Annotated in this window: 23 protein-coding genes and 1 pseudogene; 11 read left to right on the top strand and 13 right to left on the bottom strand. The window is 55.5% G+C overall.

The genetic code is table 11. From position 1 onward, the window contains the following. Position 1: 1 nt before the first annotated feature. From Q0Z71_RS04775 to Q0Z71_RS04765, 3 genes are all read right to left on the bottom strand, one after another. Positions 2–775, bottom strand: a complete 774-nt coding sequence (locus tag Q0Z71_RS04775) for an HpcH/HpaI aldolase/citrate lyase family protein (protein WP_298019022.1) — start codon at positions 773–775, stop codon at positions 2–4. Positions 776–911: 136 nt separating this feature from the next. Continuing rightward, positions 912–3032, bottom strand: a complete 2121-nt coding sequence (locus tag Q0Z71_RS04770) for an ABC transporter permease (RefSeq protein WP_298019020.1) — start codon at positions 3030–3032, stop codon at positions 912–914. A 5-nt stretch (positions 3033–3037) separates the two neighbouring features. Beyond that, positions 3038–3781, bottom strand: coding sequence for an ABC transporter ATP-binding protein (locus Q0Z71_RS04765; RefSeq protein ID WP_298019017.1), 744 nt, complete (start codon positions 3779–3781; stop codon positions 3038–3040). 485 nt (positions 3782–4266) lie between these two features. Between Q0Z71_RS04765 and Q0Z71_RS04760 the strand changes: the two genes are divergently transcribed. The 7 genes from Q0Z71_RS04760 (at position 4267) to Q0Z71_RS04730 (ending at position 12202) form a co-directional block, all read left to right on the top strand. Then, the gene (locus Q0Z71_RS04760; protein ID WP_298019014.1) at positions 4267–4977 is read left to right on the top strand and encodes a LytTR family DNA-binding domain-containing protein; all 711 of its coding nucleotides are present in this window, start codon (positions 4267–4269) and stop codon (positions 4975–4977) included. 3 nt (positions 4978–4980) lie between these two features. Next, positions 4981–6267, top strand: a complete 1287-nt coding sequence (locus tag Q0Z71_RS04755; protein ID WP_298019011.1) for a sensor histidine kinase — start codon at positions 4981–4983, stop codon at positions 6265–6267. A 13-nt stretch (positions 6268–6280) separates the two neighbouring features. Beyond that, positions 6281–6958, top strand: a complete 678-nt coding sequence (locus tag Q0Z71_RS04750) for a response regulator transcription factor (protein ID WP_298019009.1) — start codon at positions 6281–6283, stop codon at positions 6956–6958. A 1-nt stretch (position 6959) separates the two neighbouring features. After that, the gene (locus Q0Z71_RS04745; protein WP_298019006.1) at positions 6960–7880 is read left to right on the top strand and encodes a sensor histidine kinase KdpD; all 921 of its coding nucleotides are present in this window, start codon (positions 6960–6962) and stop codon (positions 7878–7880) included. 102 nt (positions 7881–7982) lie between these two features. Beyond that, on the top strand, positions 7983–8441 hold the full coding sequence (locus Q0Z71_RS04740) for a hypothetical protein (RefSeq protein ID WP_298019003.1): 459 nt from the start codon (positions 7983–7985) through the stop codon (positions 8439–8441). Between the two features lie 375 nt (positions 8442–8816). Beyond that, on the top strand, positions 8817–9488 hold the full coding sequence (locus tag Q0Z71_RS04735; protein ID WP_298019001.1) for an ABC transporter ATP-binding protein: 672 nt from the start codon (positions 8817–8819) through the stop codon (positions 9486–9488). Between the two features lie 5 nt (positions 9489–9493). Beyond that, positions 9494–12202: an ABC transporter permease gene (locus Q0Z71_RS04730; protein WP_298018997.1), complete on the top strand. Its 2709-nt coding sequence runs from the start codon at positions 9494–9496 to the stop codon at positions 12200–12202. A gap of 864 nt (positions 12203–13066) precedes the next feature. Here Q0Z71_RS04730 and Q0Z71_RS04725 read toward each other — a convergent pair. Next, a complete protein-coding gene (locus tag Q0Z71_RS04725; protein WP_298018994.1) occupies positions 13067–13192 on the bottom strand; it encodes a hypothetical protein in 126 nt (41 codons plus the stop codon). 335 nt (positions 13193–13527) lie between these two features. On the opposite strand from Q0Z71_RS04725, the gene Q0Z71_RS04720 reads away from it, so the two are divergent. From Q0Z71_RS04720 to Q0Z71_RS04705, 4 genes are all read left to right on the top strand, one after another. Next, positions 13528–14709, top strand: coding sequence for a PLP-dependent aspartate aminotransferase family protein (locus Q0Z71_RS04720; protein WP_298018991.1), 1182 nt, complete (start codon positions 13528–13530; stop codon positions 14707–14709). An 84-nt stretch (positions 14710–14793) separates the two neighbouring features. Beyond that, entirely contained in the window at positions 14794–16194 is a 1401-nt protein-coding gene (locus Q0Z71_RS04715; protein ID WP_298018988.1) for a YfcC family protein, read from the top strand. Positions 16195–16234: 40 nt separating this feature from the next. Beyond that, entirely contained in the window at positions 16235–17416 is a 1182-nt protein-coding gene (locus Q0Z71_RS04710) for a M20 family metallopeptidase (RefSeq protein ID WP_298018985.1), read from the top strand. A gap of 113 nt (positions 17417–17529) precedes the next feature. After that, on the top strand, positions 17530–18804 hold the full coding sequence (locus tag Q0Z71_RS04705) for an MFS transporter (RefSeq protein ID WP_298018981.1): 1275 nt from the start codon (positions 17530–17532) through the stop codon (positions 18802–18804). A 21-nt stretch (positions 18805–18825) separates the two neighbouring features. Here the strand turns inward: Q0Z71_RS04705 and Q0Z71_RS04700 are convergent, their stop codons facing one another. The 9 genes and pseudogenes from Q0Z71_RS04700 to Q0Z71_RS04660 form a co-directional block, all read right to left on the bottom strand. After that, entirely contained in the window at positions 18826–18951 is a 126-nt protein-coding gene (locus Q0Z71_RS04700) for a hypothetical protein (protein WP_298019270.1), read from the bottom strand. Between the two features lie 12 nt (positions 18952–18963). After that, positions 18964–19053: pseudogene (locus tag Q0Z71_RS04695) on the bottom strand (hypothetical protein); the annotation flags it as partial. Beyond that, positions 19046–19351 (bottom strand): transposase, encoded by a 306-nt coding sequence (locus tag Q0Z71_RS04690; protein ID WP_298018978.1) that lies wholly within the window; start codon positions 19349–19351, stop codon positions 19046–19048. The gene Q0Z71_RS04690 and the pseudogene Q0Z71_RS04695, both read right to left, overlap by 8 nt. Before the next feature lie 212 nt (positions 19352–19563). Next, a complete protein-coding gene (locus tag Q0Z71_RS04685) occupies positions 19564–20958 on the bottom strand; it encodes a sigma-54-dependent Fis family transcriptional regulator (RefSeq protein ID WP_298019261.1) in 1395 nt (464 codons plus the stop codon). Positions 20959–21005: 47 nt separating this feature from the next. Beyond that, entirely contained in the window at positions 21006–22199 is a 1194-nt protein-coding gene (locus tag Q0Z71_RS04680) for a CaiB/BaiF CoA-transferase family protein (RefSeq protein WP_298018975.1), read from the bottom strand. A gap of 82 nt (positions 22200–22281) precedes the next feature. Further along, positions 22282–23475 (bottom strand): CaiB/BaiF CoA-transferase family protein, encoded by a 1194-nt coding sequence (locus Q0Z71_RS04675; protein ID WP_298018972.1) that lies wholly within the window; start codon positions 23473–23475, stop codon positions 22282–22284. Between the two features lie 210 nt (positions 23476–23685). Beyond that, positions 23686–25224, bottom strand: coding sequence for a sodium:solute symporter (locus Q0Z71_RS04670; protein WP_298018968.1), 1539 nt, complete (start codon positions 25222–25224; stop codon positions 23686–23688). Positions 25225–25239: 15 nt separating this feature from the next. Beyond that, the gene (locus Q0Z71_RS04665; protein WP_298018965.1) at positions 25240–25470 is read right to left on the bottom strand and encodes a hypothetical protein; all 231 of its coding nucleotides are present in this window, start codon (positions 25468–25470) and stop codon (positions 25240–25242) included. Positions 25471–25883: 413 nt separating this feature from the next. Beyond that, entirely contained in the window at positions 25884–26042 is a 159-nt protein-coding gene (locus Q0Z71_RS04660) for a hypothetical protein (protein ID WP_298018962.1), read from the bottom strand. Between the last annotated feature and the right edge of the window lie 320 nt (positions 26043–26362).

Genomic DNA, 26362 nt, shown 5'->3' with positions numbered 1-26362 from the left:
ATCAGACATCAAAGCGCTCCTGCCACTGTCGGCGCATGGCCCGCAGCGCCCCGGTATACAGGGCCACATCCGTCCCCACCTGGAAGAAACGGACGCCCATCTCCGCCCAGGGCACGCAGGCGGCGGCGCTTCCGCAGCTCATGCCCACATACTTGCCGTGGGTCTCCGCCGCCCGGATGATCCGGCGGACCGCCGCCAGGAAATCCGGGTGCTCCGTCTGTCCAAAGATCCCCATGGCCTGGGTCAGGTCGTTGGGGCCGATCAAAAGGCCGTCGATGCCGGGGACCGCCGCGATCTCGTCCAGATTCTCCAGGCCCGGCAGGGATTCGATCTGGCAGACCAGCATGAGCTTCCGGTTGGCCGCCTCCATGTACCGCATCTTATCCGCAGCGCCGGAGACGCTGTATCGGGTGTGGGGGCGGTCCAGTGCCACGCCCCGCTCGCCCTCCGGGTAATATCGGGCGAGGCGGACCAGCTCACGGGCCTCCGCCGCGGAGCGGACGTCCGGGCAGATGATCCCCGCCGCGCCCAGGTCCAGCACGCGCCCCACCTCTGTCTTGCAGATCTCCGGAATGCGCACCACCGCCGGAAGCCCCGCCATCTGGGCATATCCCAGCATCGTTCCCAGCCTGGCCGGGTCGGGATCGGCGGACTCCGTGTCAAGGAACGCCCAGTCCAGCCCCGCGTTTGCGATCATGCGCATGATATCCGGGCTGTCGAAGGCCATGACCATGGTCCCCATCAGGACCTTTCCATCTTGAAGCTTCTCTTTCATATCCAGTCCGCCGGACCGGCGTCCGGCGCTCCTCCCTGTCACAGACGTTTTCCGCTGCGTATGCGGGTCGGTCTTATCTTACCGCGAAGCGCGGCAAAACGCAAGCGCTCCATGCGCGCCGTCTGTTCCCGGTCCTCTATACCGCCAGGGCCCCGCACACTTTTTTCAGCGTCAGGCGGTACACGCCGTACAGTAGGGCGGACGCGGCGGCGATGACGCCCAGGCAGACAAGCATCCCGGCGATCTCCGTCTCCGTGAGCCGGTTGTCGTTGAAGTACATGATCATGGCGTAGAAGGCGTAGATCAGGGTCGTGCCCGTTACGGCGGGCACCAGGAACACCCGCTTCACCTGACTGCGGACGGAGCGCCGCAGATACTCGCCGGGCGCGCCCAGGTGCCGCAGGTCGTCATAGACCCGCCGGTTGGTCAGGGCGATGGTCATGCACCGGGTGAAGGCGATGACGACCACCGCCGCGAAGCAGACGATGGCGATGAAGATGAACAGCGTCAAAAATACCGCCGTGGTCTTGACGAAGTCCGCCTTGTCCAGCACCCGGAACTGGGGCATATACTGCCAGCGCATTCGGAAGTTGGAGCTGTCCCGCTGCTCGTAGTCAATGATCTCAAACCCGTGCTCAGTCAGATGCTCCCGGTCCAGGAAGTAACTGCCCTCCTCCCGGATCTCCCGCGCCCGGATCACCGGGTCCCAGCTGTCGTACTGCTCCACCTCGGGGCCGGAGCGGTCCACGATCTCATAGAACAGCGCCTTGGCGAAGTCATAGGTCTCCTCACAGTCCTCCACATCGAAGCAGACGGTGCTCTCCCGCCAGTCTGGGGGCAGGCCCTCCGCCATGGCGGCGTAGTCCCCGTCGTCCATGACGTAGCGGCCAAAGAGAATGTCGTTCCGCAGGCCCTCTGTGGGGGTGACGGACAGGGTCTTGCCGTTGGCGGTGTTGGTGAGGATCTCCGCATGGCCTCCGAAGCGGCCCTGTCCGTCGCCGGTGGAGTCGAAAATGCCCGCCACCGTGCCGGGGGCCAGGTCCAGGGACTCGCCGGTGAGGGCGTTGTACCCGGACTCGGACAGGAACAGGTCGGACTGCATCAGCTCCCGGTATTCCTCATGCCAGGTGACGCCCATGGGGCCATCCTCCTCCACGTGCTCCCAGCCATCCACGCCCAGCCGGAGCATGGGGGCCTCCGCCCAGGAGGTGATGGTCACGCCGTAGTCCTCCGCCAACGCCCGCACCTCGTCCTCGCCGGGGATGTCCTGGTCGGCCCGGCAGTGGTACTCATAGTCCACGGTCCGGGCGTCATAGCCCATCATGGCCCCGGTGCCCAGCATGGGGGTATAGAAGCTGGCAAAATAGGCCCCGGCGATCAGCAGAGTCATCACCAGCATGTTCCGCACCGTCTGCCGCCCCTGGAATTTCATCATGCTGGTGGAGATCAGGTCCTTGTAGGCGTGCTTTTTCCCGCTCCAGCCGTTGACCACCGTGTGAAGCAGGATCATATACAGCCCGACCAGAGCGGGCAGATAGAAAATGGCGGTTAGCCCCTCCGGGGGATACCAGTGAAGGCCCAAAATGAACCAGCTGGGCGCGCTGTACCCCAGAAAGCCTCCCGCCGCCAGCAGGGCGATGCCCACGGGGCCGTACCACCGGGGCACGGCCCGGATGGGCTCGGACTTATGGGACTCCTGCACGATGTCGATAATATTGGTGCGGCGGATGGACCGCCCGCCCAAAAAGAACAGCATCCCGATGACGAAGGCGGAGAATGCCAGGGCCAGCAGGTAGGCCTGTGCAGAAAACGCCAGGGCCATCTCCTGGGTGTCTACCACAAAAGCCCGGAATATTTGCCACACCGCCCAGGCCAGCGGCGCGCCCAGCACCGCCCCGGCGGCGCAGGAGCCGAAGGACAGCAGGGCCAGCTCCTTTGTCAGCTCCCGCTTCAGCTGGCGCCGGGCGGCTCCCAGAGCCAGAAACACGCCGGTCTCCCGGGACTTCTGCCGGAAAAAGAGACTGGAGGCATAGGTGGTGAACACGCCGCAGCCGATGACCGCCAGCACGAACACCATCATCACCTGCTTCCGGGAGTCGCCGCCCTCCGGCAGGACCGACAGGATGGTGGGAGCCCGCATCATGGAGGCGTAGGCGGTGATGAGCAGCACGGAGAAGAAGCAGCATCCGGCCAGCAGGGCATACTGCTTGCGGTTCCGGCGGCGCAGAGCCGCATAGACCTGATGGAAGCTTTTCATGGCGCTCACTCCTTCCCCATCTCCCGGATGGCGTCCAGCAGCTGGTCCTGGAAGGCGGACCGCTGGGCGGCGCCCTTTTCCAGCGTCCGCCAAACCACGCCGTCCCGGAGAATGACCACCCGGTCGCAGAAGGAGGCCGCGAAGGAGTCGTGGGTCACCATGAAGATGGTGGCCTCCAGGGCGGACTTGGCCTGTTCAAAGGAGCGGATCACCGCCCGGCTGGACCTGCTGTCCAGGTTCCCGGTGGGCTCGTCGGCCAGGATCAGCAGGGGATGGTTGATGAGGGCCCGGGCCACGGCGGTGCGCTGCTTCTCGCCGCCGGAGATCTCCGCCGGGTACTTGTCCCGGATGGCGGAGATGCCGAACACCTCGCACAGCTGGTCCGCCCGGTTCTCCACCATGCCGGACACCGCGCCGCCGATGATGGCGGGCAGCAGGATGTTCTGCCGCACCGTCAGGCCGTCCAGCAGCAAAAAGTCTTGAAACACGAAGCCCAGCTTCCGGTTGCGGACCTTTGCCAGGGCCTCCTCGTCCAGCCGGGCCAACTCTGTGTCCCCCAGCCGGATACTGCCGGAGTCGGCGGGGATGTAGCACGAGATGCAGTTGAGCAGCGTGGTCTTGCCGGAGCCGGAGGGGCCCATCACGGCCACGAACTCCCCCTTTTCCACGGTCAGGGACACGCCCTTCAGCACTTCATAGGTGGTCTTTCCCACCTGATAGGATTTGTGCAGGTCTTGTACAGTCAGCATGGCAGATCTCTCCTTTTCCTGTTCACAGCATGCATTGCAGCAGCGCGGTCAGCGCCGGATGGGAGGGGACGCAGGATCCCCCGAATGTGGGGAACGGTCAGTTGACCGGTCACGGCGTGTTCCCTCCTTGCTGATCCCAGCGTAACGCCAAATGACAGCCCCCGCAAACGGGGCCGTCATTTTCGGCAGGTCTGGTGTCAAGTTTGACAGGGCATGCGCTTTTGATGTAAAATTCAGCAGGTCTGATGTCAAGTTTGGTTTGGAGGCCGGACCTGCGTATGGTATAATCAAATCACTGAAAATGTGATCCATTCCCTTTTCAAGTGTCACAGCACAAGCGCGCTGTGACGGGCCGCGGCCTTGATTTGCATTTCATGGGCAGTCCCTGTGCGCTTTTCGCACAGCGGACAGCGTCCGCCTGAAAAATCCCATGTGTTTTTTAAATGAATGGACGGCACAATAGGACCTGCAAAGGAAGTGATGAGATGCTGCGCATCGGCATCTGCGACGATGTATATGACGCCCGGATGGCCCTCCGGGCCGCCCTGGAACGGGCGCTGGACCGCCGCCGTGTGGAGGGCCGGTTTTTTGAATTTTCCTCCGGCGAGGGGCTGCTCCGCTGGCTGGAGAGCCACGCCGGGGAGCTGGACCTGGTGTTTTTGGATATGGAGATGGGGGAGCTGGACGGCATGGAGACCGCCCGCCGCCTCCGGGCCGCGGACGAGGGCCTGCAGCTGGTGTTTGTCACCGGCTACGCCGACCATGTGTTCGACGGATACTCCGTGGGGGCGCTGGGGTATCTCCTGAAGCCGCCCAAGGCGGAGCAGCTTTCGGAGGTGCTGGACCGCTGCGCGGCGGCTCTGTGCCGGGAGGGGGACAAGGCCTTTATCTGCCGCAGCGGGGACACCACCTACCGCATCCCCAAGCGGAACATCCTGTATTTCTACTCGGACCGCCGCCAGGTCACCTGTGTCACGGCGGGCCGGGACTACACGTTTTACGGCAAGCTGGACGAGGTGGAGCGGGATACGGGGTCCGGCTTCGTCCGCATCCACCAGCGGTATCTGGTCCGGGCCGGGGCCGTGGACCGGGTGGAGGGCAGTGAGGTCTGCCTGGGCGGGACGTCCCTGCCTGTCAGCCGGGCCTTTCAGCAGACGGCGCTGGTGGCCCTGACCCGGGCCATGCTGGAGGGATGAGAAGTGCTGAAAAACCTTGTGGAATTTTGCATCCTTATGATCCGGAGCTGGGGCTGGCTCCTGCCGCTGGCCGTCAGCGGCTTCTGCCTGTGCCGGCTCTGCGGGACCTTTGTCCGGCTCCGGGCCAAGCGGGGGCGGCGGTTCCTGCTGACCGCCGCGCTGGGCGTTTCCTCCGGCATGGTCATCTGGGTCGGCGACCCCAATCTGCTGTATACCCTGCCCGTCTATTTTCTCCTGTTCCTGCTCTGCACCCAGGGAGACTGGGTGGGCCGGCTGGCGGTGTGCTCCATTTTCTTCTGCCTGGAGATGTCGGTCTGCGCGATTTTGGACACCTATCTGCAGTTTTTCCACGGTTACGACCTCCTCACCCGGCTGGCCCGGCCCGCTGTTTTCGCCGCGCTGTGGCTGGTCCTCCGCCGCCGTCTGCCGGGGGAGACCGTCACCCTGCCCCGGCGGCTGTGGAAGCTGGTGCTGGGTCTGGCCGCCATGCCCCTGTGCGCCCTGGTGTCAGTGGTGCTGCTGACCTACGACAGATATGACTCCTTCTCTGTTTACAGCCTGTCCATGAACCTGGGGCTGGCGGTGCTGCCCTTTGTGTTCCTGACCTCTCTGGTGCTGCTGTTCGCCATCACGGTCCTGGCGGACCACGAGCGGCTGGAGCAGGCCAGCCGCATGGCCAACCTACGGGAGGTCTATTACCAGGGCCTCCGGCGGGAGGAGCGGCAGGTCCGCCAGATCCGCCACGACCTGCGGAACCACCTGACGGCGGTCCGGGGCCTGCTGGAAACAGGCGAGCACGCAAAGGCCCTGGACTATCTGGATCAGATCGCCGGTTCTCCCGCCCTGCGGGGGACCAAGCGGCTCTGCGAAAACGAGACCGCCAATGTGGTGCTGGCCTCGAAAGCGGAGGAGATGGCCCGGGACGGTCTGGAGGGCGACTTTGCCGTCTCCCTGCCCCAGGCGCTGCCCATCGCGGACACGGACCTGTGCGCCCTTTTGGGCAATGCGCTGGACAACGCCATGGAGGCCGCCCGGCAGGGGTCGGATAAGCGCGTCACCGTCCGGTGCCGGGCGGAAAAGGGTCTTTTTATGCTGCGGGTGGAAAACGCCGTCTGCGGAGAGGTCCATCCGGACCTCTCCACCACCAAGGCGGACCGGGCCGCCCACGGCTTCGGCATCGCCGGTATGCGGGAGATTGCCCGGCGGTACGGCGGCTCTCTGGACACGCAGGTCAAAGAGGGGCGGTTTGAACTGGTCGTATGCTTCCCTCTATATCTTCAGCGCAGTTGAAAAGGAGGTCCCTATGCAGCAATTGCTGATTCTCGAAGACGACAACGCCCTGGGCCAGGGCATCCGGTTGGCTCTGCAAAGCCCTCAGGCGGAGATCGCCCTCTGCCGCACCCTGGCCGAAGGGCGGAGGCTTCTGGCGGAAAAGCCCTTTGACCTTTTGATCCTGGACGTCAACCTGCCGGACGGCAGCGGGCTGGACCTGCTGCGGGAGGTCCGGCAGTCCAGCGCCGTGCCCGTTATCCTGCTCACCGCCAACGACATGGAGACGGATATCGTGGTGGGCCTGGAATCCGGCGCCGACGACTACATCACCAAGCCCTTTTCCCTGGCGGTGCTGCGGGCCCGGGTGAACGCCCAGCTCCGCCGGGCCGCCCCGGCCCCGGCAACGGCTGTGGAGATCGACGGGTTCTCCTTTGACTTTCAGCGGATGGAATTCCGCAGGGACGGGCAGCCTGTGGAATTGAGCAAGACGGAGCAGAAGCTTCTGCGGATGCTGGTGGAAAACCGGGGGCGCACCCTCTCCCGGGAGCAGCTTCTGGACTGGGTCTGGTCCGACGGAGCGGAGTATGTGGATGAAAACGCCCTGTCCGTGACGGTCAAGCGCCTGCGGGACAAGCTGGAGGACACCCCCTCCCGGCCCCAATATCTGAAAACGGTGTACGGCATCGGCTATGCGTGGGTGGTGAAGTGAGATGACAAAGATCTATATGGGCGTTCCCGCGGCGGCGCTGGCGATCACGGCGGTCGCCGCGGCCGCGGCAGCCATTTTATGGAGCCGCTTCCACACCCGGCGGGTCATGAGGCGGCTGGACCGGATGTTGGAGACGGCCATCCAGGGGACTTTTTCCGAGGAGGCCTTTGACGAAAGCCTCCTCTCCGCCGTGGAGACCAAGCTGGCCCACTATCTCTCCGCCTCGGCCATCTCCGCCAAAAACGTGGCGGCGGAAAAAGACAAGATCAAAAGCCTGATTGCCGACATCTCCCACCAGACGAAGACCCCCATCGCCAACATCCTGCTGTATGCCCAGCTGTTGGAGGAGCAGGCCCTGCCGCCGGACAGCCGCGCCTGTGTCCAGGCGCTGGAGGGACAGGCGGAAAAGCTCCAATCCCTCATTGAGGCTCTGGTCAAGACCTCCCGGCTGGAGACTGGCATCCTGGCCTTTCACCCAAAGGCCGGGCCCCTGTCCCCCATGCTGGAGGACGCCGCCGCGCAGTTTGCCCCCAAGGCGGCGGCGAAAAACGTCTCCCTGACGCTGGTCCCCTCCGACGCCACGGCGGTCTTTGACGCCAAGTGGACGGCGGAAGCGGTGTGCAATCTGCTGGACAACGCGGTGAAATACACCCCCGCCGGGGGCAGCATCCTCGTCCAGGCCATCCCCTACGAGCTGTTCTGCCGCATCAATGTCACCGACACCGGCCCCGGCATCCCCGAGGCGGAGCAGTCCAAAATCTTCCAGCGGTTCTACCGCGCCTCCGCCGCTCAGGAGGCGGAGGGCGTGGGCATCGGGCTGTATCTGGCCCGGCAGATCGCCGAGGGGCAGGGCGGCTATATCAAGGTCTCCTCCCGCCCGGGAAAGGGCGCCAAATTCTCTCTGTACCTGCCAAGGGGGTAAGTCGCACAGTCCGCCCCGCTATTCCGATGATTGATTTTGCCGCTTTATAATGCTATGCTTTCCTCACCTTTAGCTCAGCAAATATTGGTGGAGGTACAATCATTGAAACAGATTGATAGGGTTTTGAGCAACCCCCAAAATAACAATATGGATTTTGCGGTGCATATAAAAAGTCAAGATGAATTAAATGACTTAATAAGGATTTTAGAAAAGTACAAATTCGCGGTTGAGTTCAACTTGTTTTCAGAAAGTTTAGGTGAGTGGATGAGAAGAACAGCGGAGTCTGATCAATATGACACCTGCTTTAGAATAAGAAATCGTGAGAATGATAAATGTGTGGCATGGAACCCCTCAATCGAACATTGGCGGTTATATTGCAAGGATATCATTGAGTTGGAAAATGGAGAAATCATTTTCCATGAAGGGAAATACACACAAGTAACTGCTGAAATTGAAGCTGATAAAATCATGGAAGAGATTACAGAGGGAGGATGCCTGAAAGAACTATATGGCGGTATGACCAAAGAACAAATCATTCACTCTTTGGTTTATCGTACATGAAGCCCCAGTTTATCAAGGTGTCAAACACCTTTTAGAGGACAAAATTCAACCCGTGGCCCAATTCCAACCCGCCGGAATGGAAATCTTTCAAAACTGTAAGATTTCAGAAAGATTCTGGAAAGATTCATGTGATAGAGTCTGTATTGTCAAAAGGCAATACAGACTCTATGCAAACCTGAAAAAACCGTATAAGAATTCGATGCCGGGAAGGAAGATAGCTACGAAAGAAACCCAGGAAGGGTGTCTTTCGTTTTCAATCATAAGTTTTCAGAAGATAACTCTTCTGAAAACTTGCCCCTGTATCGAAATTCTTTTCGATGCAGGGGTCTGTATTGCCAAAGGGCAATACAGACTTTTCCTTGGAGGTAATATCCCATGGCCATTTTAGAGACAAAAGACCTGCGCAAGATCTACGGTTCAGGCGACACAGAGGTCCATGCCCTGGACGGCGTGGACCTGGCGGTGGAGAAGGGCGAGTTCGTCGCCGTCGTCGGCACCTCCGGCTCCGGCAAGTCCACCCTGCTGCACATGCTGGGCGGGCTGGACCGTCCCACCGGCGGCACCGTGACGGTGGACGGCAGGGAGCTGTCGGAGCTGAAGGATGAGGCGCTGACCATCTTCCGCCGGCGGAAGATCGGCTTTGTGTTCCAGAACTACAACCTGGTGCCGGTGCTGAACGTGTACGAGAACATCGTCCTGCCCATCCAATTGGACGGCAACCAGCCGGACCGGGCCTATGTGGACCGGATCATTGAAACTCTGGGCCTGGAGAGCAAGCTCCAGAACCTGCCCAACAACCTCTCCGGCGGCCAGCAGCAGCGGGTGGCCATCGCCCGGGCCCTGGCGGCCAAGCCCGCCATCATCCTGGCCGACGAGCCCACCGGCAACCTGGACAGCAGGACCAGCCAGGACGTCATGAGCCTTTTGAAGGTCACCAGCCAGAAGTTCGTCCAGACCATCGTGATGATCACCCACAACGAGGAGATCGCCCAGATGGCCGACCGCATCATCCGCATTGAGGATGGACGGATCGTGGTCCGGGGGTGAGCGCCATGATCAAAGTCTCCAACGGCAAGTGCATCCGGCATCTGGGCTTCCGCTCCATGAAGGCGGCCCGCACCCGAAACATCGTGGCGGTGCTGGCCATCGCCCTGACGACGGTTCTGTTTACATCTCTGTTCACCATCGCCGCCTCCATCAACTACTCCTACCAGCAGGAGAACTTCCGCCAGATGGGCGGCGACGGCCACGGCGCCATCAAGGAGGTCACCTGGGAGCAGGCGGAGGAATTCCGGGCCGACCCGCTGGTGCAGGATTCCTGGGCCCGGCTGTTTGTGGGGATGCTCACCGAGCCGCCCTTCAACAAGTCCCACGTGGAGGTCAGCTACATCGAGCCCCACGGCGCGCCCCACTTCTTCTGCGACCCCGTGGAGGGGACCCTGCCACGGGAGGGCACCGACGAGATGGCCACCGACACCCACATCCTGGCCCTCCTGGGCGTGGAACCGGAGGTGGGGGCAAAAATCACCCTGCCCATCACCATCGACTGCGACGTGGGCGCGGGGAAGATCGTGGAGCGCACCTTCACCCTCTCCGGCTGGTGGGAGTACGACAGCGCCGTCGTCGCCAACCACGTCCTCCTGCCCCAGTCCGCCGCCCAGGAGCTGATTGCCCTGTCGGAGGCCAACCTGTCCACCATAACCGGCAAGTGGACCCTGGACGTGATGTTCAAAAACGCCCTGAACATCCGGGAGAACCTGGAGACCGTGCTGGAAAACCACGGCTATCAGAACCAGGAGCCGGGAAAGGACAATTACCTGAAGATTGGCGTCAGCTGGGCCCACACCGGCTCCCGGTTCTCCAGCAGCTTTGACCCGGAAACGGTCATCGCCATCGCCGCCATTCTGCTGCTCATCATCTTCACCGGGTATCTCATCATCTACAACGTGTTCCAGATCTCCGTCACCAACGACATCCGGTTTTACGGCCTCCTGAAAACCATCGGCACCACGGGGCGGCAGCTCAAGCGCGTCATCCGCCAGCAGGCCCTGCTGCTGAGCTGCATCGGCATCCCTCTGGGCCTGCTCCTGGGCTTTGTGATCGGCAACGGCCTGACCCCCGTCATCATGGCCCAGCTCAACTATAAACGCGCCTTCGTCTCCTTCAACCCCTGGATCTTTCTCGGCGCGGCGCTGTTCTCCCTGGCGACGGTGTTCCTCTCCTGCCGGCGTCCCGGACGGCTGGCGGCGAAGGTCTCCCCGGTGGAGGCCGTCCGCTGCACCGAGGGCGGCCAGACATCGGGAAGAAAGAAGGGGAAGCGGGCCGTGAGAGGGGCGGCCAGCGGCGCGTCCCTGCCGAAAATGGCCTGGGCCAACCTGGGCCGAAGCCGGGGCAAGACGGCGGTCACCGTGGTGTCCCTGACCCTGGCGGTGGTGCTGATGACCCTGACGTGCACCTTCACCGGCGGCTTCGACATGGACAAGTATCTGGCCAGCTTCGTCTGCACGGATTTCATCGTGGGCCACGCGGACCAGTTCGTGGCGGGCAGCGGCAACTTCCGCTCCGCCGACAACGCCGTGCCGGAGGAGGTCATTGCCGACATTGAGGCCCAGGGCGGCATCACCGAGAGCGGGCGGGTGTACGCCCTGACCTGGAACGTCCAGCAGTTTGTCGCCCAGGACTGGCTGAAGCAGGCGTGGATGGGACACGGCGAGGAGGCCGCCCAGAGCCAGGTGGATTACGCGGAGCACCTGCCCGACGGACGGGTGGCAGCGGACGCCCTGCTCTACGGCATGGAGGATTTCCCCCTCAGCAAGTTGACCGTCATTGAGGGGGACTTGGAGCCACTGAAGGACCCCAGGCAAAACGCCATCGCCGCCGTGGGCCGGGTGGACGACTACGGGAACCTGCTGCCCAAAAGCGCCTGGGCCAGACTGGGGGATGCCGTGACCTTGCGCTATGTGTCCGAGTGGACGTGGCTCGACAGGGACACCGGGGAAGAGCTTTCCCTGGAAGAAGTGGACGCCCGGTACAGCCGGGATGAGACTGACACCTTCGTACGCCGCCCCAAGGTCTATGAGGAGAAGGAGTACACCGTCTGCGCCCTGGTAGGGGTACCCAGCGCCATCTCCTTCCGCTACGGTGTCACAGGGGCCGACGACTATATCCTGGGGGCGGAGCAGTTCCAGCGGGACACCGGCACCGATATGGTCATGATCTACCCCTTCAACACCACGGAGGAGTCCAACGCCGCTATGGAGGACTTCCTGGCGGGGTACACCGAGACGGTCCAGCCCCTCTACAACTATGAGAGCAGGCAGACCTACGTGGACGAGTTCGAGGGCTTTAGAGGCATGTTCCTCACCCTGGGCGGGGTCTTGAGCTTCATCATCGGCCTGGTGGGCGTGCTGAACTTCGTCAACGCCGTCCTGACGGGCATCCTGACCCGGAAGCGGGAGTTTGCCGTCCTCCAGTCCGTGGGCATGACGGGGAAGCAGCTGAAAACCATGCTGGTGTGTGAGGGGTTGTACTACACCCTGCTGGCCATGGCCCTCTCCCTGGCGTTGAGCCTGGTGCTGGGACCCCTGGCGGGGAACATGGTCAGCAGCCTGTTCTGGTTCTTCACCTACCGGTTCACCGTCCTGCCGGTGCTGCTGGTGCTGCCGGTGTTCCTGATCCTGGGGGCGCTGGTGCCTCTGGCGGTCTACCGTTCCGCGGCCCGCTTTACCATCGTGGAGCGCCTGCGGGAGACGGAGGGCTGACAACCTGTAACCGGCGGCAGATCCGCCGGCTGGGCAAAGGGCGGCCCGGATGCGAGACCCACGCACAAGAGGGCGGCACTCTAAAAAGTGCCGCCCTCTTATTGAACCTGAAATTTAACCGCAAAGCATTGCATGATTCCGCAATTCTTTGCATAGCTTTGTATGATTCGCCCCGCAAAAATAAAGTCCCAAAGCCTTGCGGCTCTGGGGCTTCCCCTGGATTTCCAGGTGGTGGACGATACAGGACTCCAACCTGTCGCCCCTTGAAGCCCCTGGAATTACTTGATTTGTGAGCTTTTCTTATACGGCAAAAGTACGACACCAGTTAATATCTAACTGGTGTCGTACTTTTGTTGCACACGGAAACTGCTTGATACGATACATGCTGTATCCTTAACCGGCCAATCCGGCAGTTTGGTTGAACGGTCTTATTTTCTCTGGTTCAGGGCTGCCCTTTCGGCATATGAAATGCCTATCAGCGCCGTGATATCTTCCTTTAGCCACAGATGCGGTTCGGTGCAATACCAGCATTGGCTTTTGCGCTTTTTGAAAATGCGATAGGGGGCATCTCCTGAGTTATCCTATATGTGGCATACATCGCAAACCGGGATCAGTCCATGTGCCAATTCTGAGCCTCTGTCATAGCGGTCAACGATTTTGTCAGCTGGCACATCATGTCCGCCGCTCCAACAACTTCCCTATAAGGCCTCCCCGTTGGCTTTTTCCTCTTGACTTCACTGTCCAATATGTTTGACAAACTTACATTATCCTGCTCAAATGACACACGTCGGCCGATGGCACACCGGCAAGACGGCATTGCTATAAAGGAGGCCTTCATGTCTATGGTGAAGAAATCACCACCGCCTATGAGGCGTGGAAAGCCCTGCTGCAGTATCTGCGGAACGTGACATGCATGAAGGGCACCAAGGCGGCCTGCGGCGACATGTTCAGCAGCGTGGCTGCCTCGCCCACCGTATAGCGTTTCTTCATTCCCATCCTCCTCTCCCTGTGGCAAAAGCAAAAAACAGCAGGAAATTTTGTGCAAAATGGTTGAAATTTTTTTAAAAGTCTATACTGCACTATAAGGTTTGGTGGGCACAATTTTCAAAAAATTGTGGGAATTGGCGGAGTCAAGAGGCCGAATTTTGTCAATTCTGCCAGAGAAATTTAGATTGACCTTATAGTGCACTAAAACGTCATCGTATGATTTTGGGAGAGGAAACACAAATATCTTTCGCGGAAAACTTGTATACTTGTATATTTACAAAGGAAGGGAGGAGCATTTTTCGACCCGCATATCAATGCAAAGAAATAGGAGAAATCATATGCCTGACTACTCAGTTGCAACAGAAGCCCTGTATAAGGGCGACCATCTTCCCGGCTTCGGGATGCACCCGGAGACCATTCCCTGCTTCCTGACCACCGCCTTCACCATGAAGGGATTTCAGGAGGTGCAGGACACCTATGACAGCAAAGGCTATACTTACATCCGCACCCGCAACCCCAACCGCACCGCCCTGGGAGAGGTCATCTCCTGCCTGGAGGGCGGCGAGGAGTCCCTGGTCTTTTCCTCCGGCATGGGCGCCATCACCACGACCCTGATGGCGCTGCTGGAGCCCGGCGACCATGTGATCTGCAACGCCAACATCTACGGCGAGACCTTCTGCGTCATGACCCAGATCTTGAAAAAGTGCGGGGTGGAGGTGACCTTCGTGGACTATCAGAACACAGAGGACATCGCCAAGGCCGTGCGGCCCAACACCAAGCTGATCTACTCCGAGGTGTTCTCCAATCCCACGCTGACGCTGGTGGACCTGCGTGCGGTGTCTGCGCTCGCCCATCAAAACGGCGCGCTGCTGATGGTGGACAACACCTTCACCTCTCCCATCGCCATCCGTCCCATTGACTTCGGCGCGGACATTGTGGTCAACAGCCTCACCAAATTCCTCAACGGCCACAGCGACGCCGTGGGCGGCGCCGTGACCACCACCCAGGCCCTGTGCGACAAGATCCAGTCGGTGGCCATGCTGCTGGGCACCCCCGGCGATCCCTTCAGCTCCTGGCTAATTGAGCGGGGCATCAAGACCGCCTCTCTCCGCGTCCCCCAGCAGATGCACACAGCTGAGAAGCTGGCCAAGATGCTCTCCGAGCATCCCTGTGTGGAGAAGGTCAACCATCCCAGCCTGCCCACCTATCCCCAGAAGGCACTGGCGGACAGCATGTTCGGCAAAAACGGCTACTGCGCCATGCTGAGCTTCATTGTGGAGGAGGACAAGGAGAAGATCGACCAGTTCATGCTGGCGCTGAAATTCCCCCGCTACGCCCCCACTCTGGGCGGCCTGCACACCACTTTGAGCTACCCCGTTCTCTCGTCCCACGCAGGCGTACCCGACGAGACCCGCCGCAAAATGGGCATCACCCCCGGCATGATCCGGGTGTCCGTGGGCATTGAGGACGCAGATGACCTGGTGCGTGACTTTGAGCAGGCGCTGGCAGTCTTCAAGTAACACGCAAAAACGCAAAATCCACCTTGTAACCCTCTGTAAAATGTATAATCTGGATAATAAAAAAGAAGAGAGAGGAAGGTACAAATGAAAAAGGCCTCCAAAATGAAAGCCCCAAATGCAATCGTAGTCATTATGATCATGATTGTCTTTGCCGCAATTCTTACCTACGTCATCCCTGCCGGACAATATGCAGACATGGTCGATCCCAGCACGGGCCGTACCGTCACAGACCCCAATTCCTTCCAGTATGTAGAGCAGAACGGTGTTTCTTTCTTTGGCATCTTTGAATCGATTCCCAAAGGCATCATTGAAAGCATTTCTGTCGGCGCTATCGTGCTGGTCTACGGCGCCGCATTCGGCATTATCAATTCCACCCAGGTTTTCGAAATTGCTCTGAACGCCTCCGTTGACAAACTGAGAAAATACTCTCTTTTGATCATCCCTGCCATGAGCCTTATCACCTCTCTGTTGGGTGCGTTTCTCGGCATTTCTGAAAGCTGCTTCGCCTTTATCCCACTATTTGTCCTGGTGGCCAAAACGATGGGTTATGATCCTATTGTTGGCTATGCCATGTGCATGTTAGGCAACATCCTGGGTTTCACTGCCGGACCTATGAACTACTGGACTGCCGGTATTGCACAGGGCATCTGTGAACTGCCGCTGTATTCCGGTCTGGGAATGCGTCTGTTTATCTATGCGGTATTGATGATCCTCGGTGTTGGTTATACCATTCTGTATGCCCGAAAGATCAGCAAGGATCCTACCCGCAGTCTCATGTACAGCAGTGACGCAAGTGAAGCTTCTTCGGCTGGCTCTGTCCCCCAAAACCTCCCTGCATTTACCGCTCGTAAAAAGGTCGTTCTTGCTGCAACTGTTATTGGCTTCCTCGGCCTAATCTATGGTTTGACCGTCCTGGGCTGGTGGGATGGCTCCCAGATCGGCGGTTATCTGCTGGTAGTGGCCATCGTGGTAGCCTTGATTGATGGAAAAAGCCTCAATGACATTGCCGACGGTTTCGTTCAGGGCGCCCACAACGTGCTGATGGGCGCACTGATGGTTGGCATGGCCCGCGGCATCCTGATCATTCTGGAAGGCGGCATGGTAGTCGATACGATCCTTTATGCGGCTTTCCAATTGCTGGGTGGCATGCCCAAAGTGCTGGCGGCAGTTTTCATCTACATTTTCCAGTTCTTCTTTAACTTCCTGGTTCCTTCCGGCTCCGGTCAGGCAGCTGTCACGATGCCCCTGATCGCCCCGCTGGCAGATATGCTGGGCATTACCCGCCAGACCGCTGTCATTGCATTCCAGTTGGGCGATGGCTTTACGAATTGCCTTTGGCCCACGGCTTGCATGGCGGGTCTCGCAATGGCCGGAATTCCCTACAACAAGTGGATCAAGTTCTTCATGCCTCTGGTCGTCGTTGTGGCTGTCTTTAGCTGCGCAGTCGTTGCATTCTGCACGATCATCAACCTGGGACCCTTCTGATCGGCCTAAATTTCCAACACGTGTAATAAGGAGCAAAAAAATGAACAACAACGAACATACATTTCCATGCAAAATCGACGAGTCCCTGGCTGAGCAGGCAATTGCTGACCGGCGCTGGTTCCACCAGCACGCCGAGCTGAGCAATCAGGAATTTGAAACGACTGCGTATATTGCGGATGCAATGCGAAAGCTGGGACTTGAGATCTATCAACCGGGCAAGACAGGCCTGATCGCGGTTTTGAAAGGCGCGCAGGAAGGCCCTGTGTTGGGGATTCGTGCGGACATTGACGCATTGCCCATTCAGGAAGAGACCGATGTTCCCTACAAGTCTATGCACGACGGCGTCATGCACGCCTGCGGCCACGATGCCCATGCGGCAGCCCTGATTGCCGCAGCCAGATATCTGTGTGCCAACAGAGAGCAGCTTCACGGCACAGTCAAATTTGTATTTCAGCCGGCAGAGGAGTATCTGCCTTGCGGCGGCCCAGTCATGACCGGCAGTGGTCTCCTGGATGATTGTGAGTCATTTTTGGGTTTCCACGTGCAGAGTATGATGCCAGTCGGTAAGTTTGATACAGTACCCGGAGCGCGTGCTTCCGCTTCCTGCAGCATTAACATCGGTGTACGCGGAAAGGGCGGACATGGCGGTGTTCCGCAAACCGCTATTGACGCAACCGTGGCGGCTGCCTCGGTCCTTATGAACCTGCAGACCTTCGTCAGCCGGGAGATGAATCCTAATCGCGCGCTGGTGATGAGCATCGGAAGCTTCCATTCCGGCACAGCAAAAAATATCATCTCCGAGTATGCCTATATGGAAGGCACTATCCGCTATTATGATGAGGATGAATTTGAGCATTTCACATCATCCCTCAAGCGAATTGCCGAAAACACAGCTGCCGCATTTGGCGCCACAGCAGAGGTGTCCTTTATCCCGGGACTTGATGCAGTCGTCAATGACGAAAAGCTGGCAGCTCTTGGCGAAAAGGTAAGCGTCAAGCTGAAAGGTGAAGATTCCCTCTTTTACAGCGAAAAGGCAACAGGCTGCGATGACTTCTGCTATTACTGCAAAATGCGTCCTTCGCTCTATGTCAATGTCGGCGGGATGAATCCAGAAAAGGTTCCTACATATCCACATCATAATCCCCGGTTTGGTTTGGATGAGGATTGCATCATTAACGCAGCGGAGTTTATCAGTCAATATGCCATCGATTTTTGTTGGTGAAATAGTCTCAGCAATCATTTTTTGATCTGTATCGTAACTGCTTGTGACGAAAGTGGGCGTTGCAAAACGGCAACGCCCACTTTTTATAGGATTATAGGAATTCTTATGAAAATATGAAAAATAGAAGCATACATAAAGCCTGGTTCATTCTGATTGGTTGCTGTATTATTCAGGCGCTTTCCCTTGGTCTTACGGTCAACTGCCGCGGCCTGTTCTATCTTCCTATTTTGGAAGACTTCGATTTCGGCATGGGAGCCCTTACCACGACCGCTTTAATCTCTAACATTTGTTCCTGTGTTGTTCTGTCTTTCGCGGATAAGGTATTCGCCAAAATTGACTGCCGCATAGTTCTAGGAACAGCCTCACTGCTCATATGTTCCAGTGCTGCCCTTATGGCTTCCGCCCAAAGTTTGGCGGCATTTTATATTGCTGCTCTTTTGGAAGGCATAGGCGGTGCGTTTCTTCGCAACTACCTACTGGCTCTGCTCCTGTGTAACTGGTTTTATCAAAAGACCGGCCTTGCTATGGGAATCGCGTCATCTTTTGCCGGAGTAGGGGGAGTTATAGCCAGTCCGGTTATCAATTTTGTTATCGAGAACCTCGGCTGGCGCATGTCGTATTGGATCATGGGGGGGCTTTTGCTGCTGCAGCTGCCCATTTCGATTTTTCTTCTTCGGCTTCGGCCGGCAGATGTCGGTTGTCAGCCTTACGGATGGGAGAATGATGCGGAATGTTCCCGGCAGACCCCGCCAAGTGTTGAAGGTGACACTGTGTATACAGCAGATCTAGCCTATACGATTTCTTTTTGGCTGATGCTACTGGCTATTCTGTTTATCTCCGCTCTGTGTGCATACCCGAATTTTCTTAGTGCAATTGCTGTAAATGCTGGTCACAGTGCCGAGGTGGGCGCTTGGATGACATCCTGCTGTATGGCTGGAAACATCGCATGTAAGTTGACTTTAGGACGCATTTATGATCGCTACGGCCTAAAGATCGCATTGATATCAGGACTCATTTTCATCCCCCTCAGTCTTCTCCTGTTACTGATCAACTCGATTCCCATACACATGGTGGGATCCTTGTTCCTTGGCGCGGCAATGGGTATGAACTCCGTTATGATACCAGTCATGTTTCGTGACGTCTACCAAAAAATCGACTATAAAAAATATCTGTCCTATGTGACCATGGTTTCTTCTATTGGTTATGCGGGTACCACAAGTTTGATTGGTTGTATAATTGACTGGCTGGGCAATGAAACGGGCTATCCCACTGTTCTGGCTATTGGAATCGTCTGTGTAATGATTATCATCTTACTCTTGGCCGTCTCCATTCGCGGTGGACGAAAAACTGTTGAAAAAGCTGTACAACAGCATCGAGTCATACCGTGATAGCGTCCATGGCGTTCTCCATCAGGCGATGGACGCGGCGGTGCGGAAGCATCTGACCGCCCGGAATCCCACGGAGGGGGCGGCACTGCCCAAGATGGAAACACCGCCCAGGCGGATCCGAACAAAGCCCCGCAGCAACATATGCATAAGGAATCGTCGAATAAACTCTGTTCCGGAAAGGGTCAATCCCCTCCAATGTCCTTCGTTCCGGTAACCCTTCACAGAAAAGGCGACCGTCTTTTCATCCATCCGGATAATTTGCTGATTGCTGATGGCAATACAGATTGCACTCCATTGAAGGTCTTCTTGCAATGAGGAACCCATTTCTTCGCATAGCAGGTGTCCAAGAGTCGCTGGAACCCGCTGGTATCACCGTAAATTTTACTGCTTCCATGAAATCGTAGTTACCGGATTTCCAAAGCGCCTTTAATTCAGCTAGGTATTTTCCTCGGAACAGACGGGATAAAACCCTGACGGGGAGAAAGAGACGGCCTCCCTTGTCCTTCCATTGATTAAGAGATGTAAGCCCTTCTACCAGCAGGATCACATGAATATGAGGATGGTAATTCGTCTGAGATCCCCAAGTGTGCAGGATACAGATAAGGACTGGTTTAGCGCCGAGATGTTTTTGATGCGGTCAATTCCTGAATGGTTTATAAATACACAGAGATATCCTCAGCGGGCCAGTTCTGCATTGGTCACTTTTTCAGAATCACAGGCATCCCATCTGCAAAAAGCAGATGGGATGCCTGTGATTTTTTACTCTTCCGGCAAAGACGATTTTTCTTCTAAAACATATTTACGAATCAATCGGCTCGCCTTTGTCTGGCTGATCTGAAGCGCTGCCGCTAAACGGCGGGAGCTTGGATTTTCCCGATAGGCTTTACAAACAAGCTGCCGCTCGAATTCCTGCATGGTCTTCTCCAGCGATCCCTGCGTAACGGTATAGTCCTGATGCACCTGCTGCTGTGCCGCAATCGAAAAGACATTTTTCGGCAGCGCGATGGGCTTTATTTCGCTGTCTTTCGTCATCAGCACACACCGCTCCATAATGTTGGAGAGTTCCCGCACATTTCCGTTGTATGAATACCTGAGCAGAATATCCCGCGTTTCTTTCGCCAATGTACAGAGTTTTCCATACTTTTTATTAAACTGATTTAAGAAGAACGTTATCAGCAGCGCCAAGTCATCCGGACGCGACCTCAACGGCGGTATATACAGCTCAACCACGCTCAAGCGGTGATAGAGATCCTGCCGAAACCTTCCGCTTTTTACCATGTCGTGCAGGGAACAATTCGTTGCGGAAAGGATACGTACATCCACCCGCTCTGCCTTCACACCTCCAACGGGAATAAACTCTCCTGTCTGAACAACGTGGAGTATCTTCGACTGGAGCTCCAGCGGCATTTCTCCGATCTCATCCAGAAAAATCACACCGCCGTCCGCAGCTTTGAATAGTCCCTGGCTGCCGCTCTTCTGGGCGCCGGAAAAAGCGCCTTTACAGTATCCAAACAGCTGTGACTCAATCAAATTGGGATTTAGGCTTGCGACATTAACATAAATAAAGGGCTTTTTCCTTCGGTCGCTAATACGATGGATATGTTCCGCCAGCATATTCTTTCCAGTTCCCGTTTCGCCTAAAATCAAGCAGGGCACATCCGTATTGGCAATTTCAGAAGCTTCTTTCATCAGTTCCTGGAATTGGGCACTTTTGTATACGATCCTGCATCTATTTTCGGCAGTCTCTTCATGCTCACCGAGCGCAGCATCCTGTACCATCGGGGAAATGTATTCGAACAGATGACGATCGTCATCCCGCGAGGTTTGGATCACATATTCAACTTCTCCCTGATTGTCAAGCACCGGAACCGTGATCATTGTCACATCCAGGCCAGATAAAGAGCGATATTTCTGCAGAACGGGTTTCTTTTCCTGAAATGCGCGAGGCGAAGTGGAAACATCCCAAAACGGCTTTTCTCCAGTTGTAAAATACTCCGTATTCTTTCCGATCATCTCTTCAGGCGAAACGCCATATCTGCGGTAACAGGCATTGTTGATATAAATAAGTTTCCCTTCCTTGTTCCAAATGCCGATACCGTCATAGGCATGATCGATCAGATTTTTAAACGTCACCAAATCAAAGGGAAATTCCATCTCCGCCACAAAATATCCCCCTCGCCCAACGTCATTTGTGGAAATACTTACTGTGCAACACCAGCATTAATAAACTCGCCAATCTCTTTCTCCGTATAGCCGATTTCTTTCAATACTTCCTCCGTATTCTCACCCAGCAAGGGTGCGCCTTTGCGAATATCGGCCGGAGATGCTTCCAATTTCATAGGGTTGCCGACGGCGATATACTCGCCGAGGCCCGGGTCATTGGCCTTAACCAACATTTCCCGCTCCCACAGCTGCGGGAAATCCAGAAGTTCCTTGGTCGTCATCACCGGGCCAAAGGCCAGATTTGTATTGGACCACACCTCTGTTAGTTCCGCTTTGGTCTTGTCCGCAAAATAGGGGGAAACCAGTTCCGTCATTTCGTCAAAGTGCTCACATCTCAGCTGCATACTTTTAAATCGGGCGTCCTCCGCCATTTCAGGATGTCCAATCACGCGGCAGAACTCCGGCCAAGTATTCTCACTGGTGACACCTGCCGCAAACCAACCGTCTTTGCAGCGGTAAACATCGTAGGGGGCCAGTAGATGGCGAACACCGTTGCCGCAGCGAGTAATCTTCTTGCCAAGTACCGTATAATTCAAGAACGGAGCCTCAGGAAGTGCAAAAAGCACATCCATCATTGCAAGGTCGATTTTTTGACCTTCACCAGTGCGGCATTTATGGAAATATGCCAGCATAATTGCCAACGCGCCGTAAAGTCCCAGATAGCTGTCGCCAATGGAGGCACCAGCTCTCAAGCCCGGTTCGCCTGGGAAGCCTGTCATCTCCATCAAGCCGCTCATCGCTTCTATTACATTATCATAAGCCGCCAACTTATGCAACGGCCCGTTCTGGCCAAACCCGGAAAGTGCCGCATAAATCAACTGTGGATTTTCCTTTTTTAAATCCTCATAACCCAGGCCTAATTTATCAAGGGTTCCCACCTTAAAATTCTCTACAACGATATCTGCTTTTTTTACCAACTTTTTAATGATTTCCTGCCCGGCGGGCTTTGAAATATCCAGAGCGATACCCCGTTTATTTCTATTGTAATATGCGTAATACCCGCTGTAGCCTTCCTTGTTAAAAGGTCCCCAGTATCGGGACTGATCACCGGTGCCGCAGCGCTCAATTTTAATTACGTTCGCACCGAAGTCCGCCAAATTCATTGTGCAGAACGGTCCACTGTAGGCATGCGTGAAATCAATAATAGTAACGCCGTCCAAAGGCTTTTTCATTGCGCTTTGCTCCTTTAACAGTTAATTCAATATAAGGATCGTTTTCCTCAATTTTTGCTTTCAGCCATTTCGTGCAGTGTGCTTACGACTGCTCAACAACCTTATCCGCAATCAGCTTATCAATTTCTGCTTCCGTATATCCCAGCTCTTTCAGGCAAGCAGTCGTGTGTTCACCCAGCAAAGGAGCGCTGGAAGTAATAGCGCCGGGAGTTGCCGACAGTTTTGCGGGAATGCCAAACATCCGCACCTTGCCGGCCGCCTTGTCCTCAACCTCTACGACCATGTCTCTGGCTTTAATCTGTTCGCTCTCTGAAGCCTCATATACCGTACAGACCGCACCAACGGGCAAATTCACAGAGCGCAGCTTCTGTTCGATCTCAAACCGGGACATGGTCTTGGTCTTTGCCTCAATTGCTGCACGCAGTCCCTCGTCGAAATGCTCCGCACGGCTGGCGTTTGTGGCATAGAGCGGGTTCTGTGCCAAATCATCCAGTTCCATCACCTGGCAGAACTTTACCCACTGGGCATTTGTGGAAACGCCAATAGACACATATCCATCCGCCGCAGGAAATACATCATAGGGGCAAATGACCGGGGAACCATTGCCCCGGCGAACAGTAGGCTGGCCGGTAATTGCGGGTTGAATGACGCCCATCTCCAGCATAGAGAAAATGGCATCCATCATAGCCACATCGATCTTCTGGCCTTCGCCGGTTTTCTGCCTATGTACCAGTGCCAGCATAATAGCGAGCGCCAAATATACGCCGCTGAACTGATCGCCGATGGGGGTGCCGATCTTAATCGGGGGACCGTCTTTGCGGCCGGTCAGGTCCATAATGCCTCCCATAGCCTGCAGCGTCAAATCCAGACCATTTTGCCTCTTCAGGGGGCCGGTCTGGCCGAAGGAAGACAGGGCAGCATAAATAAGATCAGGTTTTACTTCTTTCAGCACGGAATACCCAAGGCCCATTTTGTCCAGACTTCCATAGCGGAAGTTCTCCACAACTACGTCGGCCTCCGCCACCAGTTTTTTGATAATCTCTTTTCCCTCAGGGGTCTTCATATTGATGCTCAGGCTTTTCTTGCCACGATTCAAATACGCGTGATAGGCACTGCCGTCTTTTTGATAAGGCGTATAATAGCGAGCAGCATCTCCTGTACCATATCTTTCAATTTTCAGGACATCCGCTCCAAAGTCCGCCAGAATCATTGTTGAATAAACCGCTGCATGAGCAGAAGAAAAATCAATGATTTTAATTCCTTCTAAAGGTCGCATGATTTTGCAGAACCCCTCTCTTTGTTAATTTTTCGTTTAAAATTCTTTGTTTTATATTTTGATTGTACAGGGCTATTGATGGACCGTTATTGGGACAAGCAGGGAGGAGGGGCCTGTCCTAAAGAGCGGGCACCACCAACAGCCCATGTACAAAATCAAAGCATCATATTGCTGGAACACTCCGCACGATACCGAAGATTTTCCCAATGATTATTTTGCGGCAGGATCGACGTCGTAGATTTCTTCCAGCCCCCTATCCAGCGTGGCATAGAAGTCCGTAGTAGCCTCAGGCGTGGAGTCCTTGGTCAACAGGCTGACGACCACGGTCGCAACCAGAGAACCCAGAACACCAATGGCGCCGTACCAGGTATTTCCAATGTTCCAGACGAAATAGGTCAGCAGAACCAGAATCGTGCCAACCACAGCGCCGGCAATTGCGCCAGCCTTGGTAGCGCGCTTCCAGTAGATTGCCAGAACCAGAATGGGGAACAGCGGCATAACGATGGCGCAGGCAAACATAATCAGCGTATAAATCAGGTCGGGCGGATTCATGGCCATGAAAACGCTCAGTACGCCGATAATGAGAATGACCAGCCGTCCAATATTCTCTTTCTTCTTCTGGTTCAGTTCAATCTTGAACAGCTTGCCAATGAAGTCGTCAGACACGATGGAAGCCGCAACCAGCAAATAGGAGTCTGCGGTGGAAATGCCAACGCCGGTGGCGCCAACAAAGAACATGATCATCAGCACAGTGGCCAGAGCAGGATAGGCTTGCAGAACGATATCCTTGACCAGGAAGGGAATGATCATCTCCGTGGTGGACTTTTCCAGGCCGGGCAGCAGGGCGATACCGACGATACCGACAATCAGGCAGCCAAACCAAGTAAACAGACGGACGGGGGGCGTCAGTTTGTTTACTTTCCGCTGGGTGTCCAGATCCTTACTGGCATAGCAGCAACGGACAAACACATGAGGAACCATAACGGACAGGCCGATCATGCAGGAGAACGGATAGCCGAAACGGTAGCCGTAAGGCACCCAGTTATACAGGCCCGGCATGGAGAACCACTCGGGACCGGCATTGTCATAGATGCTCTTCAAAGCGGTGGGCAGAGAGAAGTTGAAGCCAATGCCCAAGCAGGTCAGCGCGATAAACCAGATGCAGATGATAAAAATCACGCCCTGAATTGTATCCGTCAGCGCCACGGACTTGAAACCACCAATGGCGGTGAAAATCACCATTGCCAGACCAATCACGATGCAGACAGTGGTATAGTTGGCGGCGCCATCGGTAGCCACTTGAGCGCCCTGTGCAATAGCCACCAGAACGGAGGTAACATACGGCAGAGAGGATGCCAGGAAGATCAAACCGGTAATGGCTCGCAGAGCAGGGCTTTGGAACCGGTCAGCGAAGAAGTCAGAGGGCGTCACATAGTCTCTATGACGGTTCAGCGCCCAAACCTTGTTCAGTACAAAGTGGGAAATCAGCATGAACATGGGGACCCAGCCCATTTCCGCCATGAAGTACACAAAGCCGCCGCGGTAATATCCGCCGGGCCCGGCGAAAAACAGCCATGTGGACATCTGAGATGCGATATAAGTCATAACCGCCTGGGGCCAAGGCAATTTTGCTTTGAACAGGTCGCCATGTGTTCTTTTGTTCTGAATGTAGTGCACAACGCTGCTGATGCCTAACACAATAATGAGGTAAGTAATTATGCAAACCCATAATGTAGTAGTACTAAGCATGATGTGCCTCCTTTCTTACTTTTTATTCTCAGATTCAGCTTCATCAGGAGCTTTACGCGCACGGTAGATCTTGCAAATTTTGTGGAATCCAACATAGTTCACGACCCAGATCAGCAAAAACCCGATCGTATGGTGAACGATGGACCCCGTGAAGTCATTGTAGGCTGGCACTCCAGGAATATTGAAGAACAAGTATACAGCAATAGATGCGACTAGCCAAATAATTTCTGCACGTTTAAATTTCATACAATATATGCCTCCTTTATAATTTTTAAAGTGATGCCCGAATAACTCCTTTCTCTATACTAGAATCATGCAGACCATCTGCATGTTCTAATTTATTATTTAGCAAAACTTGTGCCATTTTTAAAGCATTCTATAAACTGGTTTTCACACACATCTCTGAATGAAAATGGGGTTAACCAGCATCATCACATTATTCAAATTTTCATAATATTTATGCAAAAATTATGGCTTTATTTGCGTTTATTGCATGTACATGCGGATATTTATGTCATGCTCATTTCCCAATATCTCATACTGATAATGTGCTCTAATTTATAAATTGGTATGCCAAGGCAATTGCTATCCTGCTGATTTATAGTTTCCGAGTTGGTTTGGACTCGGATGATTTTCGCATTTTTATCGAATTCCTGTATTCATATGCCCCAAAGCAATTCCATACGCATCGCACAGGAAACGGCTATATGCGCCCATGTAAATATTTTTCTTGTTATTTTTTTGGCGTTGTTTTTGATTTTTCCCAGCAATTGATATTTATTTGTGCATGTTGTATATGTTCTTTGTTTTTCTTCCATTCTTCTTGTCTCTTTTTGCGAGTCAAGGACAACTCTTGAGTTATTTTTGACTCAACAATGGTCGCCTGGCAGAAGGGGGATACAATTAAGGAATCCCTGAATAGATCCCCGCATACGTCTTGGCGGCATCTTCTTCGCCTGCCAAGGCGCATACTTGGATTTCATCAGTGCTTCCTTAACTTTCTCCGAATCGGCACGGCATGAAAAGAGCCCCGCATCTCCGCCGAGTACAGCGGAAATGCGAGGCTTGACCCATAAGAATTATAAACCGTACCTAAGGAAATAAACACAAAAGTTTCAAAGCAGGCGGAATAACAGCA

It is taken from the genome of uncultured Dysosmobacter sp. (genome assembly GCF_947631635.1).
Taxonomy (GTDB): domain Bacteria; phylum Bacillota; class Clostridia; order Oscillospirales; family Oscillospiraceae; genus Oscillibacter.
The sequence above is the reverse complement of the archived record's forward strand: the minus strand, read 5'-3'. Positions and strand labels throughout refer to the sequence as shown.

What these genes read in the sequence shown, in the direction of transcription:
- Q0Z71_RS04745 (WP_298019006.1), top strand. Translation starts at nt 6,960, where the DNA reads ATGACAAAGATCTATATGGGCGTTCCCGCGGCGGCGCTGGCGATCACG.
- Q0Z71_RS04680 (WP_298018975.1), bottom strand. Translation starts at nt 22,199, where the DNA reads ATGAAAAAGCCTTTGGACGGCGTTACTATTATTGATTTCACGCATGCC.
- Q0Z71_RS04760 (WP_298019014.1), top strand. Translation starts at nt 4,267, where the DNA reads ATGCTGCGCATCGGCATCTGCGACGATGTATATGACGCCCGGATGGCC.
- Q0Z71_RS04750 (WP_298019009.1), top strand. Translation starts at nt 6,281, where the DNA reads ATGCAGCAATTGCTGATTCTCGAAGACGACAACGCCCTGGGCCAGGGC.
- Q0Z71_RS04775 (WP_298019022.1), bottom strand. Translation starts at nt 775, where the DNA reads ATGAAAGAGAAGCTTCAAGATGGAAAGGTCCTGATGGGGACCATGGTC.
- Q0Z71_RS04720 (WP_298018991.1), top strand. Translation starts at nt 13,528, where the DNA reads ATGCCTGACTACTCAGTTGCAACAGAAGCCCTGTATAAGGGCGACCAT.
- Q0Z71_RS04665 (WP_298018965.1), bottom strand. Translation starts at nt 25,470, where the DNA reads ATGAAATTTAAACGTGCAGAAATTATTTGGCTAGTCGCATCTATTGCT.
- Q0Z71_RS04725 (WP_298018994.1), bottom strand. Translation starts at nt 13,192, where the DNA reads ATGAAGAAACGCTATACGGTGGGCGAGGCAGCCACGCTGCTGAACATG.
- Q0Z71_RS04710 (WP_298018985.1), top strand. Translation starts at nt 16,235, where the DNA reads ATGAACAACAACGAACATACATTTCCATGCAAAATCGACGAGTCCCTG.
- Q0Z71_RS04765 (WP_298019017.1), bottom strand. Translation starts at nt 3,781, where the DNA reads ATGCTGACTGTACAAGACCTGCACAAATCCTATCAGGTGGGAAAGACC.
- Q0Z71_RS04670 (WP_298018968.1), bottom strand. Translation starts at nt 25,224, where the DNA reads ATGCTTAGTACTACTACATTATGGGTTTGCATAATTACTTACCTCATT.
- Q0Z71_RS04705 (WP_298018981.1), top strand. Translation starts at nt 17,530, where the DNA reads ATGAAAAATAGAAGCATACATAAAGCCTGGTTCATTCTGATTGGTTGC.
- Q0Z71_RS04735 (WP_298019001.1), top strand. Translation starts at nt 8,817, where the DNA reads ATGGCCATTTTAGAGACAAAAGACCTGCGCAAGATCTACGGTTCAGGC.
- Q0Z71_RS04660 (WP_298018962.1), bottom strand. Translation starts at nt 26,042, where the DNA reads ATGGAAGAAAAACAAAGAACATATACAACATGCACAAATAAATATCAA.
- Q0Z71_RS04675 (WP_298018972.1), bottom strand. Translation starts at nt 23,475, where the DNA reads ATGCGACCTTTAGAAGGAATTAAAATCATTGATTTTTCTTCTGCTCAT.
- Q0Z71_RS04700 (WP_298019270.1), bottom strand. Translation starts at nt 18,951, where the DNA reads ATGCATATGTTGCTGCGGGGCTTTGTTCGGATCCGCCTGGGCGGTGTT.
- Q0Z71_RS04715 (WP_298018988.1), top strand. Translation starts at nt 14,794, where the DNA reads ATGAAAAAGGCCTCCAAAATGAAAGCCCCAAATGCAATCGTAGTCATT.
- Q0Z71_RS04770 (WP_298019020.1), bottom strand. Translation starts at nt 3,032, where the DNA reads ATGAAAAGCTTCCATCAGGTCTATGCGGCTCTGCGCCGCCGGAACCGC.
- Q0Z71_RS04685 (WP_298019261.1), bottom strand. Translation starts at nt 20,958, where the DNA reads ATGGAATTTCCCTTTGATTTGGTGACGTTTAAAAATCTGATCGATCAT.
- Q0Z71_RS04730 (WP_298018997.1), top strand. Translation starts at nt 9,494, where the DNA reads ATGATCAAAGTCTCCAACGGCAAGTGCATCCGGCATCTGGGCTTCCGC.